Source organism: Limibacillus sp., assembly GCA_037379885.1.
GTDB lineage: Bacteria > Pseudomonadota > Alphaproteobacteria > Kiloniellales > CECT-8803 > JARRJC01.
Genome location: JARRJC010000010.1, coordinates 54,091 through 70,466, shown reverse-complemented (window position 1 = coordinate 70,466; position 16,376 = coordinate 54,091). Strand labels below are relative to the sequence as shown.

Below are 16,376 nucleotides of genomic sequence, written 5' to 3'. Positions count from 1 at the left end.
GAACCCTTTAGTGCAGGTGACCCGGCCGGGTCACGAAGAAAAATCACTGCCGGCCCCCGCCGCCAGCGCGCGTTGGAAGGCGAGCGTTGCGATCGCCGTGTCCTGAACCCCGGTTCCGGTCAGGTCCGAGAGCGTCACCTGCTCGGCCGAAGTCCGCCCCGCCGTCTTGCCGGCGATCACCGCCCCCAACTCGGCTTTGGCCGCTTCGGGGGCGAGCGCGCGGGCCTCCAGCGCATGATGAAGCTCACCCAGGCGGCGCGTCTGCGCCAGACTGTCGGCGACGTAAAGGTCGGCGCGCGCGACCAGCGCGGGCTCCACCTCGTTCTTGTGCTCGGCGTCGGACCCCATGGCCGTGATGTGCTGGCCGGGACCGACCCACTGGTTCATCAGGATCGGGCTGGTCGCCGGCGTGGTGGTGACGACCACATCCGCGCCCGACACCGCCGCCTGCGCCTCCTGATAGGCCGTGACGGTGATCCCCAGCTCTCCGGAGAGACGCTGGGCCAGCGCCGCCGCCTTCGCGGCGTCGCGCGCCCAGAGCCGCGCCTCCGCGATGGGCCGCACGAGCATCAGGGCCTTCAACTGCAATTCCGCCTGCACTCCGGCGCCCAGCACCGCCGCCACCGTCGAGTCCTCGCGGGAGAGGTGACGCGCCGCCACCGCACCCGCCGCCGCGGTGCGCACATCGGTCAGATAGCCGTTATCGAGCAGCAGGGCCTCGACCAGACCGGTCTTGGCGGAGAACAGGATCATCAGGCCGTTGAGGCTCGGCAGGCCCAGCTTCGGATTGTCGAAGAAACCGGGGCTCATCTTGATGGCGAAGGAGTCGATGCCAGGCACGTAGGCCGTCTTCACGTCCACCTCGCCATTGTTCTCGGCGATGTCCAGCCGCAAGATCGGGGGCATCACGACCGCTTTCGTCGCCAGCGCCTCGAAGGCCTGCTCGACCATGTCGACCGCGTCCAGGTCCAGGGCGACGGCCTGGCGCAGGTCGGCTTCTGTCAGAATCTTGATATCAGCCATCCCCAAGGCTCCCTAAAGCTCGACCGCTTCGCCGGAAATCAGCTTGCGGTGCACCCCCATGTCGATATTTCGTCCGCTCAGGACCACGCCGACCGGGCCCGACCCGGCGATCTTCCCGGACAAGAGCGCTGCGATCCCGACCGCGCCGCCGCCCTCCAGAATCTCCTGTTCCTCCCAATAGGCGTGGCGCACGCCCTCGGCGATCTCCGCCTCGCTGAGAAGCAGGGTCTCGTCCACCAGATCGCGCACCATGGCGAAGGTGTGCTTGTTGCCGAGCCCGATGCCGCCGCCCAGCGAATCGGCCAGCGTCGGCAGTTCCTCAACGACCACCGGCTTTCCGGCCTCCAGGCTGGCGGCCATGGCAGCGCCCCGCTCCATGGAGATGCCCACGACCTTCAGGCCCGGCTTCAGCGTCTTGGCGGCCAGCGCGACCCCGGAGATGAGGCCGCCGCCGGATAGCGGAACCAGAAGCGTTTCGATCTCCGGCGCCTGCTCCATCAGCTCCAGGCCCAGGGTCCCCTGCCCGGCGATGATGTCGGCGTGATCGAAGGGCGGCAGCATGGTCAGCCCCTCCTCCGCCACCAGCCGGTCGACCTCCTCCTGCGCATCGTCCTGGGACTTGCCGACGATCTTGATGTCGGCGCCCAGGCGCTCGATGCCTTCCACCTTGTTCTTGGGCACCAGCTTGGACATGCAGATGACGGCGCGCGCGCCGGCCTGCTTGGCGGCATAGGCGAGGCCGCGGCCATGATTGCCGGTCGAGGCCGCCGTCACGCCGCGCGCTCGGTCCTGCTCCGAAAGGCTCAAGACCGCGTTCATCGCGCCGCGCAGCTTGAAGCTGCCGGTGATCTGATGGTGTTCCAGCTTCAGGTGGACCGGGCGCTTGCAGTGACGCGTCAGGCTTTCGGAGATAATCATGGGCGTGCGGCGCACGCGCCCTTCGAGCCGGGCGCGGGCCTTGAGCACCGAGGTCATGTCAGGATGGGCGTTCGTGCTCATGGAGGTCTCGCGACTTGTGCTTGATCGCGGCAGCCTGCAAGACAATCGCCCGGCCTTCAAGTCCGCAGCACCCCGGCGTTTGACAAGCCGCGCGCCTTGGCAGCAGTCTTTCAGCGCCATGGGCTCTGTGAAACTCGACGCCATCGACCTGAAGATTCTGGAAACGCTGCAGCGCGAGGGCCGCATCACCAAGACCGCGCTGGCCGAGCGCGTCTCCCTCTCGCCCACGCCCTGCTGGGAGCGGCTGAAGCGCCTGGAAGCCAAGGGTGTCATCACCGGCTACCAGGCGGAGATCAGCTTGAAGAGCCTTCTGCGCTTCACCACGGTCCTGACCGAGATCACCTTGAAGCAGCACACGCAGGAGGCCTTCACCCGCTTTGAATCCGCGATCAAGGAGGTGCCCGAAGTCGTCAGTTGCTGGGCCACCGGCGGGGGCGTTGACTACCTGATGCAAGTGGTCGCCCGCGACGTCGACGCCTATCAGCGGCTGATCGACCGCTTGCTGACCGCCGACATCGGGATCGATCGCTATTTCACCTACATCGTCACCAAGGCGGTGAAGGAGCGCGGCGCGCTGCCCTTGAAGAATCTCCTGGCCGAAAGTGGCGACTGAGCCCCTGAAAAGCAGAAGGCAGAGGAATCCTCTGCCAGAAGCCCGTTTTCGTGCGGATTCTTCTGCTTTCAGCCCTACCTTTGGTCACCTCCTCTCCCGCAGGCGAGATAGCGTCTGGGGATCGGCAGGGAGATTCTCCTCCCTTCCCCACCCCGATCCGTTTCGCCAGAGGAGGCCCGCCCCATGTCCGTCCAGCTTCGCACCCGCGACCGCTTCGCCAAGCATCACCTCCCGGGCCGCCAGGCCTTCGGGCCGGAGATGTTGAGCGACCAGCGCCTCTGGCGCGAGCTCGCCTACATCGACGGCAAGTGGCGCTCGGCCGACGACAACGGGACCCTGGAGGTCGTCAATCCCGCCGACGACAGCTACCTGGGTCAGGTCCCGGCCATGGGCGCGGGCGAAGTCGAGGGCGCCGTCGCCGCGGCCGAGGCCGCCTTCAAAGCCTGGCGCCGGGTCACGCCGCAGGAACGCCACGCAAGGCTGACCGCCTGGCACGACGCCGTGGTCGCCGCCAAGGAGGATCTTGCGATCATCATGGTGCTGGAACAGGGCAAACCCCTCTCCGAAGCTCTGGGCGAGATCGACTACGCCGCCTCCTTCCTCCAGTTCTACGCGGAGGAGGCAAAGCGCGTGAACATCGAGAGCGTGACCAGCCACCTGCCGGACGCCGAGATGACGCTGACCCGCGAACCCTTGGGCGTGGCCGCGCTGGTCACTCCCTGGAACTTCCCCTCAGCCATGATCACCCGCAAGGCCGCCGCCGCGCTGGCCGCGGGCTGCTCGGCCGTGGTCTTCCCCTCATCAGAGACGCCCTTCTCGGCCCTCGCGCTGGCCGAACTGGCCGAGCGCGCGGGCCTGCCCGCCGGCCTCTTCAACGTCGTCACCGGCCATCCGCAGACCGTGGGGCCCGCCCTTTGCAGCCACCCGAAAGTGCGCGCCGTCTCCTTCACCGGCTCGACCGAGGTGGGCCGCCTGATCGCCCATCAGGGTGCGGACTCCATGAAGCGCCTGATCCTGGAGCTGGGCGGGCACGCGCCCTTCCTGGTCTTCGCCGACGCCGACCTGGACAAGGCGGTCGAGAGCGCGGTCTCCGCCAAGTTCGCCACCTCCGGCCAGGACTGCCTGGCGGCCAACCGCATCCTGGTGGAGCGCCCGGTCTACGACGCCTTCTGCAAGGCCTACGCCGCGCGCGTCGAAGCGCTCACCCTGGGCCACGGCTTCGAGCCGGAGGTCGAGATCGGCCCGCTGATCAACGAGAAAGCGCTGGAGAAGATGGAGGCCCAGGTGGTCGACGCGCTGGCGCGCGGCGCCAAGCTTGTGACCGGCGGCAAGCGCGCCTGGCCGGGATCGCTCTTCTTCCTGCCCACGCTGCTGACAGATGTGCCCGAGGATGCGCTGATCTTCCGGGAGGAGACCTTTGGCCCGATCGCAGCCGTCGCCGCCTTCGACAGCGAGGCGGAGGCCGTCGAGCGCGCCAACGACACCGACTACGGCCTGGTCGCCTACCTCCACTCCCGCGACGCCGCGCGCTGCCGCCGCCTGGCCGGGGAGCTGGAATACGGTATGGTGGCGGTCAACCGCACCAAGATCACCGGCGCGCCGATCCCCTTCGGCGGCGTCAAGCAGTCCGGCCTGGGGCGCGAGGGATCGCGCCTGGGGCTGGAGGCCTTTACCGAAGTGAAGTACATCTGCCGCGACCTGGGCTGACGGGCCGCGCTGCTGAGAACAAACGCCTTACCTGATGGAGTGACCGACATGAACGATCAACTGACGCCCAACCGCGACGAGCTGGAAGCCTGGGACCGGGAGCACTTCTTCCACCCCTCGACCCACATGGCCCAGCACGCGCGCGGCGAAACGCCGACCCGCGTCGTGACCGGCGGCAGCGGCGTCTATATCGAGGACCGCAACGGACGCCAACGAGACCAACATCAAGCTGATCTGGTACTACAACAACATCCTGGGCCGTCCGGAGAAGAAGAAGATCATCTCGCGCTGGCGCGGCTACCACGGGTCGGGCGTGATGACCGGCAGCCTCACGGGCCTGGAGCTGTTCCACAAGGCCTTCGACCTGCCGCGCGCGCCGATCCTGCACACCGAAGCGCCCTACTACTTCCGCCGTCCGGACCTGGACATGAGCGAGGAGGACTTCTCCCAGTACTGCGCGGACAAGCTGGAGGAGATGATCCTGGCCGAGGGCCCGGACACGGTCGCCGCCTTCATCGGCGAGCCCCTGCTCGGCACCGGCGGCATCGTGCCGCCGCCCGCCGGCTACTGGCAGAAGATCCAGGCCGTGCTGGAGAAGTACGACATCCTGCTGGTCGCCGACGAGGTGGTGACCGGCTTCGGGCGCACCGGCTCCATGTTCGGCAGCGACCACTTCGGCATGAAGCCGGACCTGATCACCATCGCCAAGGGCCTGACCTCGGCCTACACGCCGCTGTCCGGCAGCATCGTGGGTGAGAAGCTCTGGAAGGTGCTGGAGCAGGGTTCCGACCAGATGGGCCCGATCGGCCACGGCTGGACCTATTCCGCCCATCCGCTCTGCGCGGCGGCGGGCGTCGCCAACCTGGAGCTGATCGACGAGCTGGGCCTCGTGCAGAACGCCGGCGAGGTCGGGGCCTATTTCAACAAGGCCATGAGCGAGGCGCTGGCCGATCACCCCATGGTCGGAGAGGTCCGGGGCGAAGGCATGCTGAACGCCGTCGAGTTCGTCGCCGACAAGGCCGAGCGCCGCTTCTTCGATCCCGCGCAGAAGGTCGGTCCGCAGATCGCGGCGGCCACGCTGGCGCGCGGCGTGATCGGCCGGGCCATGCCCCAGGGCGACATCCTGGGCTTTGCGCCGCCGCTCTGCCTGACCCGCGAGGAGGCCGACATCATCGTGGAGGCCACCAAGGGCGCGGTGGAAGAGGTCGCCGCAAAGGTCATGTAAGGATCGGCGCGCTTCGGCCGTTCACGTTCTCAAGCCGCCGCCCATCCTTCGAGACGCGGGCTGCCGCCCGCTCCTCAGGATGAGGTTCGGCGCAGGTTCACCCTGTGGCGAAGAAGGTCCGGCGCAAGCTCCACCCTCATCCTGAGGAGGTCCCGAACGGGACCGTCTCGAAGGATGGGCGGCGCCTTGCCTCCCTCGATTCAGAGGTGCTGGGCCAGCAGCACGGCGCCCACCGCGGGGGCGAGCGCGCAGATCAGAAGGGCGGCGATGCGGAAGATCCTGTTGACGCCGCCGCCCGATCCGGCCACGCGGCTGGCCATGATCTCGGCGAAGAAGAGCGGGATCAGGAAGGCGACCGGCCAGACGCTGGCGGGCGTGTAGAGCAGCAGGATGGCCGCTTGGGCCACGAAGAGCCCGCCGCCCGCGATCAGCAGAGCGCCGCCCAGCGGAAAGCCGCGTCCCCCGGCCGAGGCCCAGGCGCCGAGCGCCGCCCCGGCGAGGCCCGCGCCCAGGGGCGCCATGACCCGCGCCATGGCGAAGGAGGCGTCGTAGAGCGCAACCCCGCCCAGCGCCAAAGCGGCCACGACCAGCAGGAAGCCGCCCGCACCGCCGCGCGATTCCCAGAGCTGCGCCATCACGATGGACCCCGCCAGCGACACCCCCGCGGCAAGGGCCATCACGTGCCAGTCCAGCCCCTGTAGCTTGGGCCAGGCGATCCAGCCCACCACGAGCCAGGGCCAGACCAGCGCCAGCAGGCGCAAGCCCCTCGGCCCGCCGATCAACTCCATCAAGACACCCGCAAGCGCCCCCGCCCCCACGATGTAGGCCAGCTTCTCCACGGCCCCTTGGGGCGGAAAGGAGAGCGCGCCCAGGATGACCCAGAGCGAGACCGCGACCGCAGCCGCCAGCCCCAGCGCGGGCCAGAAGTCAGCCGCCTTCCCGCGCCCGGCCAGCATCAGGCCGAGCCAGGTCACCAGCAGCGCGATCACGAAGGGAATGAGAAGCGCGGGCGTGCGCGGGTCCTGCAAGAGCGAGGCGAAAATGACGGCCTCCCGGATGTTTCACCAGAAAAGGGGTTCACCGCACATTTAAGGCAAAGCCGTCCGTCACCGCGCAAAGGGCTTTTTGTCGTCTTTGGTTATCCTTCGCGCCAGTTAGCCTTCGCGCCGGGCCTTCTTGGCGAAGGCGGCGAGGCAGGCCTGCATGGCCGGGCGCAGCGCCTTGTCGGTCTCGGCGAAGGGCGGCGGGCTGGGGTTGAGGCCGAGCAGGTCCTCGGTGACGCGTATCTCGCCGTCGCAGCTTTCCCCGGCGGCGATGCCGATGGTGGGGACGGCGGTCTTCTCGGTCACTGCCTTGGCGACCTCCGGCGTCACGCCTTCCAGCACCAGGGCGAAGGCCCCGGCCTCCTGGATCGCCTTGGCGTCGGCGATCACCTTTTCCACATCGCTCTCGCGCTTGAAGCCGCCGCGCGCGTGCACCTGCTGGGGCATGAGGCCGACATGGCCCAGGACCGGCACGCCGCGCCCGGTCAGGAAGGCCACGGTCTCCGCCATTTCCTTGCCGCCTTCCAGCTTGACGGCGGCGGCGCCGGTTTCCTTCAGGACGCGCGCCGCGCTGGCGAAGGCCTGGGCCCTGCTCTCCTGATAGCTGCCGAAGGGCAGGTCCACCACCACCAGCGCGCGGCGGCAGATGCGGGCCACCACCTCGCCGTGCGCGATCATCATGTCCAGGGTGACCGGCAGCGTCGTGTCCCAGCCGTAGAGCACGTTGCCCAGGGAATCGCCCACCAGCACCAGATCCGCCGCCTCGTCGGCCAGCGCCGCGATGGAGGCGCTGTAGGCCGTCAGGCAGACCAGCGGCCCGCCCTTGCGGGCGCGGATGTCGGGTACGCGCAGTTGCTTTGCGGCGGTCATGGCGGCGTCTTCTCTTCCCCGGTTGGCCGTTTTGGTCCTTGTTGCGGCGCAGTGTGGCGCGGCGGCCCGTCAAGAGCAAGCAGGGCGGCGGCGGAGACGCGCTTGGTGTAAGCTCGCGTCACAAACAGAACAGGAGATATGAGATGCACAAGTCACGCCTGGGGGTGCTGGTGATCGACTGCAAGACCGACGACCTGCGGGAGGCTGCCCATTTCTGGAGCGCAGCTCTCGGCTACGGGCTCGGCAAACTGGACGAGGACGGCAAGTACTGGGCGCTGGAGACGCCGCCCGACCAGATCCGCGTCCTGCTGCAATGCGTCGATCACGAACCGCGCATCCACCTGGACATCGAGGCGACGGACCGCCCCGCCGAGATCGAGCGCCTCAAGGCCCTGGGCGCGCGGGACGTCGCGGCGATCAAGTCCTGGACCGTCCTCGAAGCCCCCAGCGGCCACCGCTTCTGCGTCGTCAACCCGCAGCGCCCGGACCTGGAGGAAAAGGGGAACGCGTGGGGCTAGGCCGCCTCTTTCGCGCCTGCTCCCACGATTTCGACGATGGCGGCCATTATGCCGGTCAGGTCGAAGTCCTTGGGGGTGTAGACGGCGGCGACACCGGCGGCCTTCAGTTCGGCGGCGTCCTCGGGCGGGATGATCCCGCCGACCACCACCGGCAGGTCGGAGAGACCCTGTTCGGCCAAAAGGCGCAGAACCTCCTTCACCAGCGGCAGGTGCGAGCCTGAGAGGATCGAGAGCCCGACCACGTGGACGCCTTCCTCCAGCGCCGCGTTGGCGATCTGCGCGGGGGTCAGGCGGATGCCCTCGTAGACCACTTCGAAGCCGCAGTCGCGGGCGCGCACGGCGATCTGCTCCGCGCCGTTGGAATGGCCGTCGAGGCCGGGCTTGCCGACCAGCATCTTGAGACGGCGGCCGAGACGCGTTGAAAGCGCGGCCACCTCCTCGCGCACCTCGTCGATGGCCTGGGCGGCGGCGCCTGAGCGCCCGACGGCCCGGCCGACGCCGGTCGGCGCGCGGTACTCGCCGAAGACCTTCCTGAGCGCGTCGCCCCACTCGCCGGTCGTCACCCCGGCGTGGGCGCAGGCGATGGAGGCCTCCATGATGTTGCCGCCCTCGCGCGCGGTCCGCGAGAGCTCGGCCAGCGCCGCCTCGGCGGCGGCCCCGTCGCGCCCGGCGCGCCAGGCTTTCAGGCTTTCGACCTGCGCGGCCTCGACCTCGGGATCGACGGTCAGGATCGAGCCTTCCCCGGCGGAGAGCGGCGAGGGCTCGGCTGAGGTGTAGGCGTTCACGCCCACCACCGTCTGGCGGCCCGATTCGATGGCGGCCAGACGGCGGGCGTTGGATTCCACCAGCCGCTCCTTCATGTAGGCGTTCTCGACGGCGGCGATGGCCCCGCCCATCTCGTCGATGCGGGCCAGTTCCTCGCGCGCGGCTTCCTTCAGCTCCTCGACCTTGGCGTCGATCACGGGCGAGCCGTCGAAGAGGTCGCCGTACTCCAGAAGATCGGTCTCGTAGGCCAGGATCTGCTGCAGGCGCAGCGACCACTGCTGGTCCCAGGGACGCGGCAGGCCCAGCGCCTCGTTCCAGGCGGGCAGCTGCACGGCGCGCGCCCGCGCCTTCTTGGAGAGCGTCACCGCCAGCGTCTCGATCAGGATGCGGTAGACGTTGTTCTCCGGCTGCTGTTCGGTCAGGCCCAGGGAATTGACCTGCACGCCATAGCGGAAGCGGCGGTACTTCTCCTCCTCCACGCCGTAGCGTTCCCGGCAAATCTCGTCCCAGAGGTCGACGAAGGCGCGCATCTTGCAGAGCTCGGTCACGAAGCGCAGACCGGCGTTGACGAAGAAGGAGATGCGGCCCACCACCTTGGGGAAGTCCGTCTCCGGCACCTGGCCCGACGCCTTCACCGCGTCCAGCACGGCGATCGCGGTCGCCAGCGCGTAGGCCAGCTCCTGCACCGGCGTCGCGCCCGCTTCCTGCAGGTGATAGGAGCAGACGTTGGTCGGGTTCCACTTGGGCAGTTCGCGGTAGGTGAAGGCGATGCTGTCGGCCGTCAGCTTCATGGAGGCCTGCGGCGGGAAGATGTAGGTCCCGCGCGAAAGGTACTCCTTCATGATGTCGTTCTGGGTCGTGCCGGTCAGGCTCTCGCGCGCCACGCCCTGCTTCTCGGCCGCCGCGACGTAGAGCGCCAGCAGCCAGGGCGCGGTCGCGTTGATGGTCATGGAGGTGTTCATGCGGTCGAGGGGGATGCCCTCCAGCAGGGTCTGCATGTCGCCGATGTGACTGACCGGCACGCCGACCTTTCCGACCTCCCCGCGCGCCAGCACGTGGTCGGAGTCGTAGCCGGTCTGGGTGGGCAGGTCGAAGGCGATGGAAAGGCCGGTCTGGCCCCGCTCCAGGTTCTTGCGGTAGAGCGCGTTGGAGGCCGCTGCGGTGGAGTGGCCGGCGTAGGTGCGGAACAGCCAGGGGCGGTCGCGCCCGCCGTTGTTGTCCGCTTCGCTCCGCTGCTCTTGCGCTGCAGCAACCTTGGTCTCTTTCTGGCTCCCCGGCATGGTCTCTTGGTCCCTAGCTAGAACGTTCCTTACATTTTCGCCTTATTCCGCGTACGAAAATTATCTAACACGGCTTCGTGGAGAAAGAAAATCTCATTTGTGCATTGCAAACAAGATCAACTGCCGCTAAGAGTCAAGCAAAACCGGCTGAAAGCCTAGGGTTTTCCCGCCGGACAGGTCCAGCCACCCTGCTGCAACGCGAGAGCGGCGCGGCGGAAAGGCCGGGAAAGCTAGAAACGAAAGCCAGAAACGAACAAGACCGAACGAAGACGCACGAGGAACGCCACCACCGGACCGGACGCGAGGATGACCGGTCCCAAGCGCTGACGGCAGTCGGCACCGCCAGGGAGCCAGAGTGAGACCATGAGTGATACCGCGAACAACGCAGCCCAGAGCCCTTCGCAGGACGGCGACAACGTCGTGCCTTTGACGACGCAGCAGGCCGGGGGCAAGGACCTTTACGAGATCGGCGAGATTCCGCCGCTGGGCCACGTGCCCAAGCAGATGTACGCCTGGGCGATCCGCCCCGAGCGTCACGGCCCCCCGGAGGAGGCCATGCAGCTGGAGGTCCTGGAGACCCCGGCGATCGACTCCAACGAAGTGCTGGTCATGGTGATGGCCGGCGGCGTCAACTACAACGGCGTCTGGGCCGGCCTGGGCAAGCCCATCTCGGTCTTCAAGGTGCACGGCGCCGACTACCACATCGCGGGTTCCGACGCCTCCGGCATCATCTGGGCGGTCGGCAACAAGGTGAAGCGCTGGAAGGTCGGCGACGAGGTGGTGATCCACTGCAACCAGGACGACGGCGACGACGAGGAGTGCAACGGCGGCGACCCGATGAACAGCCCCTCCCAGCGGATCTGGGGCTACGAGACGCCGGACGGCTCCTTCGCGCAGTTCACCCGCGTGCAGGCCCAGCAGCTGATGCCCCGCCCCAAGCACCTGACCTGGGAAGAGAGCGCCTGCTACACCCTGACGCTGGCGACCGCCTACCGCATGCTGTTCGGCCACCGCCCGCACATCCTGCGGCCCGGCCACAACGTTCTGGTCTGGGGCGCTTCGGGCGGCCTGGGCTCCATGGCGATCCAGCTGATCGCGACGGCAGGCGCCAACGCCATCGGCGTGATCTCCGATGAATCCAAGCGCGACTTCGTGATGTCCATGGGCGCCAAGGGCGTGATCAACCGCAAGGACTTCAACTGCTGGGGCCAGATGCCCACGGTCAACACGGACGAGTACAAGACCTGGTTCGACGAGACCCGCAAGTTCGGCAAGGCCATCTGGGACATCACCGGCAAGGGCAACAACGTCGACTTCGTGTTCGAGCATCCCGGCGAGTCGACTTTCCCGGTCTCCTGCTTCGTGGTGAAGCGCGGCGGCATGGTGGTCTTCTGCGCGGGCACGACCGGCTACAACATCACCTTCGACGCCCGCTACGTCTGGATGCACCAGAAGCGCGTCCAGGGCAGCCACTTCGCCAACCTCATGCAGGCCAGTCAGGCCAACAACCTGATGATCGAGCGCCGCATCGATCCCTGCATGTCCGAAGTCTTCGGCTGGGACGACATCCCGCGCGCGCACACGAAGATGTGGAACAACCAGCACAAGCCCGGAAACATGGCCGCTGCAAACAAGACCACCAAGAGCCCCGTTAGGTGAAGCGAGACCCCATGAGCGAAGCCCTCCTCAAGACCCCGAGCGACGAGAGCCCCCTGCTGCCCGAGCTACAGGCGCTCTGCGCCCAGGCGCTGGCCGCCGCCGAGAGCTATCAGGAGGCCGCCAAGGCCGGGGTCAAGGCGAAGGTGGCGCCCGCCGGCAAGGTCGATCCCGCGCTGTTCGAGGCCGAGCAGTTCGCCGGCCACGGCTATGCCTGGCTCGCGACCTACGTGGCCGCGCTGCGCGAGATGCTGCACTGGGCCCAGCGGCTGGAGGCCGCGGGCAAGCTGGGCGAGCGCGAGGCGCTGATGCTCCAGGCGGCCTACGGCGAGTATCTAAGCCAGATGCTGGGCGGCATTGCCTTGAGTCAGGTCGAGGTGCTGCGCCCGCAGGACCTGGGCGCAGGCGACGCGGCCCAGCGGCTGGCCGCCGATCCCGCCGTCGCCAAACTGCGCGCCGAGGGCAACACGGCGGCGCTGCGCCAGCGTCTGGCCGCGCTGATCGGCGACGCGCTGGAGGGCGGATCCTTCGGCGACCCCGCCTACGACGACGAGACGCTGGAGATGATCCGCGAGCAGTTCCGCCGCATCGCCGAGGAACACCGCGAGGCCGCCCACCAGTGGCACCTGAAGGACGAGCTGATCCCCATCGAGGTGATCCAGGAGCTGGCCGAACTGGGCGTCTTCGGCCTGACCGTGCCCGAGGAGTGGGGCGGCCTCGGCATGGGCAAGACGGCCATGTGCGTGGTGACGGAAGAACTCTCGCGCGGCTACATCGGCCTCGGCTCTCTCGGCACCCGCTCGGAGATCGCCGCCGAGTTGATCCGCCTGGGCGGCACGCCCGAGCAGAAGGAGAAATGGCTGCCCCGGATCGCCTCGGGCGAGATCCTGCCGACGGCGGTCTTCACCGAGCCCAACACCGGCTCCGACCTCGGCTCGCTCAGGACCCGCGCGGTCAAGGACGGGGCGACCTACAAGATCACCGGCAACAAGACCTGGATCACCCACGCCGCGCGCTCCGACGTCATGACGCTGCTGGCGCGCACCAACCCGGAGGAGAAGGGCTACAAGGGCCTTTCCATGTTCCTGGCCGAAAAGCCGCGCGGAACCGAGGCCGAGCCCTTCCCCGCCGAGGGCATGACCGGCGGCGAGATCGAGGTCCTGGGCTACCGGGGCATGAAGGAATACGAACTGGCCTTCGACGGCTTCGAGGTGAAGGCCGAGAACCTGCTGGGCGGGGAGGAGGGCCAGGGCTTCAAGCAGCTCATGGCGACCTTCGAGTCCGCGCGCATCCAGACGGCCGCGCGCGCCGTCGGCGTGGCGCAGTCGGCGATGGAGATCGGCCTCAAGTACGCGCGCGAGCGCCAGCAGTTCGGCAAGGCGATCTACGGCTTTCCCCGCGTCTCCGGCAAGCTCGCCTGGATGGCGGTCGAGACCATGATCGCCCGCCAGCTGACCCTCTTCTCGGCGCGCGAGAAGGACTCCGACCGGCGCTGCGATATCGAGGCGGGCATGGCGAAGCTCCTGGGCGCGCGCGTCGCCTGGTCCAACGCCGACAATGCGCTCCAGATCCACGGCGGCAACGGCTACGCCCAGGAATACGAAATCTCCCGCGTCCTCTGCGACGCCCGCATCCTCAACATCTTCGAAGGCGCCGCCGAGATTCAGGCCCAGGTGATCACGCGCGGGCTGCTGGCGCCTGGACGGAATTGAATCCCCCTAGCCCCGCCTCCTGACCCGCGCTATATGTGCCCGCCATGCAGACGTTCATTTTCGTTCTTGTCGGTATTGCGCTTTTCGTCACGCTGGCCATTTTGATGGCGGGCGTGGTGGTCATGGCCAAGGGCGGGCCGGTTAACGACAAGTGGGGCAACAAGCTGATGCGCGCGCGGGTCATCTCGCAGGGCGTGACGCTGGGGCTGCTGGTCCTGGCGCTGTTGATCGGCAAGTAACGCCCCGAAAGCAGCAACCCCGAAACGAGAGGGCCCCTCGATGGTTCAGCTCACCCGCATCTACACGCGCGGCGGCGACAAGGGAAAGACCTCGCTCGGCTCCGGCGAGCGGCGCGCCAAGTACGACCTGCGCATCGCCGCCTACGGCACGGTGGACGAGGCCAACGCCGTCCTGGGCCTGGCGCGCCTGCACACCGACGGCGACCATGACTCGGTGCTGGAGCGGGTGCAGAACGACCTTTTCGACCTGGGCGCGGACCTCTGCACGCCCGAGGTCGAGAAGCCGGAGTATCCGCCGCTGCGCGTCGAGGCGGCCCAGGTCGAGCGCCTGGAGAAGGAAATCGACCGCCTGAACGCCGACCTGAAGCCGCTCAAGTCCTTCATCCTGCGCGGCGGCAATGCGGCTGCTGCGCACCTGCACCACGCCTGCACGGTCACGCGCCGGGCCGAGCGCGAGGTGGTGGAACTCGCCGACCGCGAGACCATCAATCCCGAGGTGGTGCGCTACCTCAACCGCCTCTCCGACCTGCTGTTCGTCATGGCCCGCCACGCCAACGGCAAGGGCGAGGCCGACGTGCTCTGGGTGCCCGGCGCCAACCGCTGAACCGGGCCGCGTTCGGGGTACGCCCTGGGTACGCTCTGGGGTGCGCTCTGGACATGCCCGCCCCTGCGGCCCATTGCTGCACCCGCGAACAAAGGCCAAATCTGGCGGGATTGGCTAAGGAGGCGGCGCTTTTCGCTCAATTGACTTGCTTCTTTCGTGGAACTAATGTGCGACCGCGAAATAGAGCGGTAGATGAGCGGATCGCGCGACCCGGGACGAGCCCTCTCCGCCCCCCGAAAGAGCCGGGAGGGGAGGCGCCGGAAACAGGCCGCCGTTCCAGTGACAGACCTCTAGAAGACGAGCCGCGCCACCGCCCGGCAGAGGCGAGCGTGATCCAAGCGAGAGGAACGCTATGAAAGTTCTGGTCCCGGTCAAACGGGTGATCGACTACAACGTCAAGGTTCGCGTGAAGGCGGACCAGTCCGGCGTTGAGCTGGCCAACGTCAAGATGGCCATGAACCCCTTCGATGAAATCGCCGTCGAGCAGGCCATCCGCCTGAAAGAGGCCGGCCAGGCCGAGGAGATCGTCGCGGTCTCCATCGGCCCGCAGCAGGCCCAGGAGACGATCCGCACCGCGCTCGCCATGGGCGCCGACCGCGGCATCCTGGTGCAGACCGACGACCTGGTGGAGCCGCTCGCCGTCGCCAAGATGCTGAAGGCGCTGGTCGAGAAGGAGGCCCCGGGCCTCGTGCTCTGCGGCAAGCAGGCCATCGACGACGACGCCAACCAGACCGGCCAGATGCTGGCCGCGCTCCTGGGCTGGGCCCAGGGCACCTTCGCCTCCAAGCTGGAGGTCGGCAGCGACAGCGCCAAGGTGACCCGCGAAGTCGACGGCGGGCTGGAGACCCTGGAGGTCAAGATGCCCGCGGTCATCTCCGTGGACCTGCGCCTCAACGAGCCGCGCTACGCCTCGCTCCCCAACATCATGAAGGCCAAGAAGAAGCCGATCGACACCATGACCCCGGGCGACCTGGGCGTGGACACGGCTCCGCGCCTCAAGGTCCTGAAAGTGACCGAGCCGCCCAAGCGTGAAGCGGGCGTCAAGGTCGGCAGCGTCGGCGAACTGGTCGACAAGCTGAAGAACGAAGCGAAGGTGATCTAAGCCATGTCGATTCTTGTTCTCGCAGAGCACGACGGTCAGGCGCTGGCGCCGGCCACGCTCAACACCCTGGGCGCCGCCAAGGAAATCGGCGGCGACATCCACGTCCTGGTCGCCGGTGAAGGCGTCGGCGGCGTCGCCGAGGAGGCCGCGAAGGCCGAGGGCGTCGCCAAGGTCATCAAGGTCGACGACGCGGCCTACGCCCATTCGGTGGCCGAGGCGATCGCGCCGCTGCTGGTGAAGATGGCGGGCGACTACAGCCACGTCCTGGCCCCGGCCACGACCTTCGGCAAGAACGTGCTGCCGCGCGCGGCCGCCCTGCTGGACGTCCAGCAGATCTCCGACATCTCCGGGGTCGAGAGCGCGGACACCTTCGTGCGCCCGATCTACGCCGGCAACGCCATGGCGACCGTGCAGTCCGGCGATTCGGTGAAGCTGATCACCGTGCGCTCCACCTCCTTCGAGGCGGTTGCCGCCGAGGGCGGCAGCGCAGCGGTCGAGGATGGTTCGGCGGCCGAGGCCCAGTCCCTGGTGGACTTCAAGGGCCAGGAACTGACCAAGTCCGAGCGGCCCGAGCTGACCACCGCGAAGATCGTGATCTCGGGCGGGCGCGGCATGCAGTCGGGCGACAACTTCGCCATGCTGGAGAAGATCGCCGACAAGCTGAACGCCGCCGTCGGCGCCAGCCGCGCCGCGGTCGACGCCGGTTTCGTGCCCAACGACTATCAGGTCGGCCAGACCGGCAAGGTGGTCGCGCCAGACCTCTACATCGCGGTCGGCATTTCCGGTGCGATCCAGCATCTGGCCGGCATGAAGGACTCCAAGGTGATCGTCGCCATCAACAAGGACGACGAAGCGCCGATCTTCCAGGTGGCCGACTACGGCCTGGTCGCCGACCTGTTCCAGGCGGTGCCGGAACTGGAGGAAGAACTGGGCAAGGCGGGCTTTTAAGCCTTAGCCTGTCCGGACCAGCACGATCCAAGACCCCCCGGAGGCCCTCAGCGCCTCCGGGGAATTCTGGGG

General features: G+C 68.0%; 14 protein-coding genes and 1 pseudogene. 10 read left to right on the top strand and 5 right to left on the bottom strand.

The window, feature by feature from the left end; genetic code table 11:
* Positions 1-30: 30 nt before the first annotated feature.
* Both eutC and eutB read right to left on the bottom strand, forming a co-directional pair.
* A complete protein-coding gene (eutC, locus tag P8X75_05265; protein MEJ1994610.1) occupies positions 31-1,023 on the bottom strand; it encodes an ectoine utilization protein EutC in 993 nt (330 codons plus the stop codon).
* Positions 1,024-1,035: 12 nt separating this feature from the next.
* Positions 1,036-2,022, bottom strand: coding sequence for a hydroxyectoine utilization dehydratase EutB (gene eutB, locus P8X75_05260; protein ID MEJ1994609.1), 987 nt, complete (start codon positions 2,020-2,022; stop codon positions 1,036-1,038).
* 118 nt (positions 2,023-2,140) lie between these two features.
* Here eutB and P8X75_05255 point away from each other — a divergent pair, with 118 nt between their 5' ends.
* The 3 genes and pseudogenes from P8X75_05255 to P8X75_05245 all read left to right on the top strand — a co-directional run bounded on the left by P8X75_05255 (position 2,141) and on the right by P8X75_05245 (position 5,567).
* A complete protein-coding gene (locus P8X75_05255; GenBank protein MEJ1994608.1) occupies positions 2,141-2,635 on the top strand; it encodes an Lrp/AsnC family transcriptional regulator in 495 nt (164 codons plus the stop codon).
* A 258-nt stretch (positions 2,636-2,893) separates the two neighbouring features.
* Entirely contained in the window at positions 2,894-4,342 is a 1,449-nt protein-coding gene (locus P8X75_05250; protein MEJ1994607.1) for an NAD-dependent succinate-semialdehyde dehydrogenase, read from the top strand.
* 48 nt (positions 4,343-4,390) lie between these two features.
* A pseudogene (locus P8X75_05245) lies at positions 4,391-5,567 on the top strand (aminotransferase class III-fold pyridoxal phosphate-dependent enzyme).
* 200 nt (positions 5,568-5,767) lie between these two features.
* Here P8X75_05245 and P8X75_05240 read toward each other — a convergent pair.
* Both P8X75_05240 and panB read right to left on the bottom strand, forming a co-directional pair.
* Positions 5,768-6,595 (bottom strand): hypothetical protein, encoded by an 828-nt coding sequence (locus P8X75_05240; GenBank protein MEJ1994606.1) that lies wholly within the window; start codon positions 6,593-6,595, stop codon positions 5,768-5,770.
* Positions 6,596-6,721: 126 nt separating this feature from the next.
* Positions 6,722-7,480: a 3-methyl-2-oxobutanoate hydroxymethyltransferase gene (gene panB, locus P8X75_05235; protein MEJ1994605.1), complete on the bottom strand. Its 759-nt coding sequence runs from the start codon at positions 7,478-7,480 to the stop codon at positions 6,722-6,724.
* A 143-nt stretch (positions 7,481-7,623) separates the two neighbouring features.
* Here panB and P8X75_05230 point away from each other — a divergent pair, with 143 nt between their 5' ends.
* Complete coding sequence (locus P8X75_05230; GenBank protein MEJ1994604.1) at positions 7,624-7,998, top strand: VOC family protein; 375 nt, start codon at positions 7,624-7,626, stop codon at positions 7,996-7,998.
* On the opposite strand, the gene P8X75_05225 is transcribed toward P8X75_05230, so the two are convergent.
* Positions 7,995-10,043 (bottom strand): protein meaA, encoded by a 2,049-nt coding sequence (locus tag P8X75_05225; GenBank protein ID MEJ1994603.1) that lies wholly within the window; start codon positions 10,041-10,043, stop codon positions 7,995-7,997. The genes P8X75_05230 and P8X75_05225 overlap by 4 nt on opposite strands.
* Before the next feature lie 363 nt (positions 10,044-10,406).
* On the opposite strand from P8X75_05225, the gene ccrA reads away from it, so the two are divergent.
* From ccrA to P8X75_05195, 6 genes are all read left to right on the top strand, one after another.
* A complete protein-coding gene (gene ccrA, locus P8X75_05220) occupies positions 10,407-11,702 on the top strand; it encodes a crotonyl-CoA carboxylase/reductase (GenBank protein MEJ1994602.1) in 1,296 nt (431 codons plus the stop codon).
* 11 nt (positions 11,703-11,713) lie between these two features.
* Positions 11,714-13,411, top strand: a complete 1,698-nt coding sequence (locus tag P8X75_05215) for an acyl-CoA/acyl-ACP dehydrogenase (GenBank protein MEJ1994601.1) — start codon at positions 11,714-11,716, stop codon at positions 13,409-13,411.
* A 44-nt stretch (positions 13,412-13,455) separates the two neighbouring features.
* Positions 13,456-13,650, top strand: a complete 195-nt coding sequence (locus P8X75_05210; GenBank protein ID MEJ1994600.1) for an HIG1 domain-containing protein — start codon at positions 13,456-13,458, stop codon at positions 13,648-13,650.
* Positions 13,651-13,690: 40 nt separating this feature from the next.
* A complete protein-coding gene (locus P8X75_05205) occupies positions 13,691-14,254 on the top strand; it encodes a cob(I)yrinic acid a,c-diamide adenosyltransferase (protein ID MEJ1994599.1) in 564 nt (187 codons plus the stop codon).
* 352 nt (positions 14,255-14,606) lie between these two features.
* Positions 14,607-15,356, top strand: coding sequence for an electron transfer flavoprotein subunit beta/FixA family protein (locus P8X75_05200; GenBank protein ID MEJ1994598.1), 750 nt, complete (start codon positions 14,607-14,609; stop codon positions 15,354-15,356).
* 3 nt (positions 15,357-15,359) lie between these two features.
* Positions 15,360-16,304, top strand: coding sequence for an FAD-binding protein (locus tag P8X75_05195; GenBank protein MEJ1994597.1), 945 nt, complete (start codon positions 15,360-15,362; stop codon positions 16,302-16,304).
* Positions 16,305-16,376 lie beyond the last annotated feature (72 nt).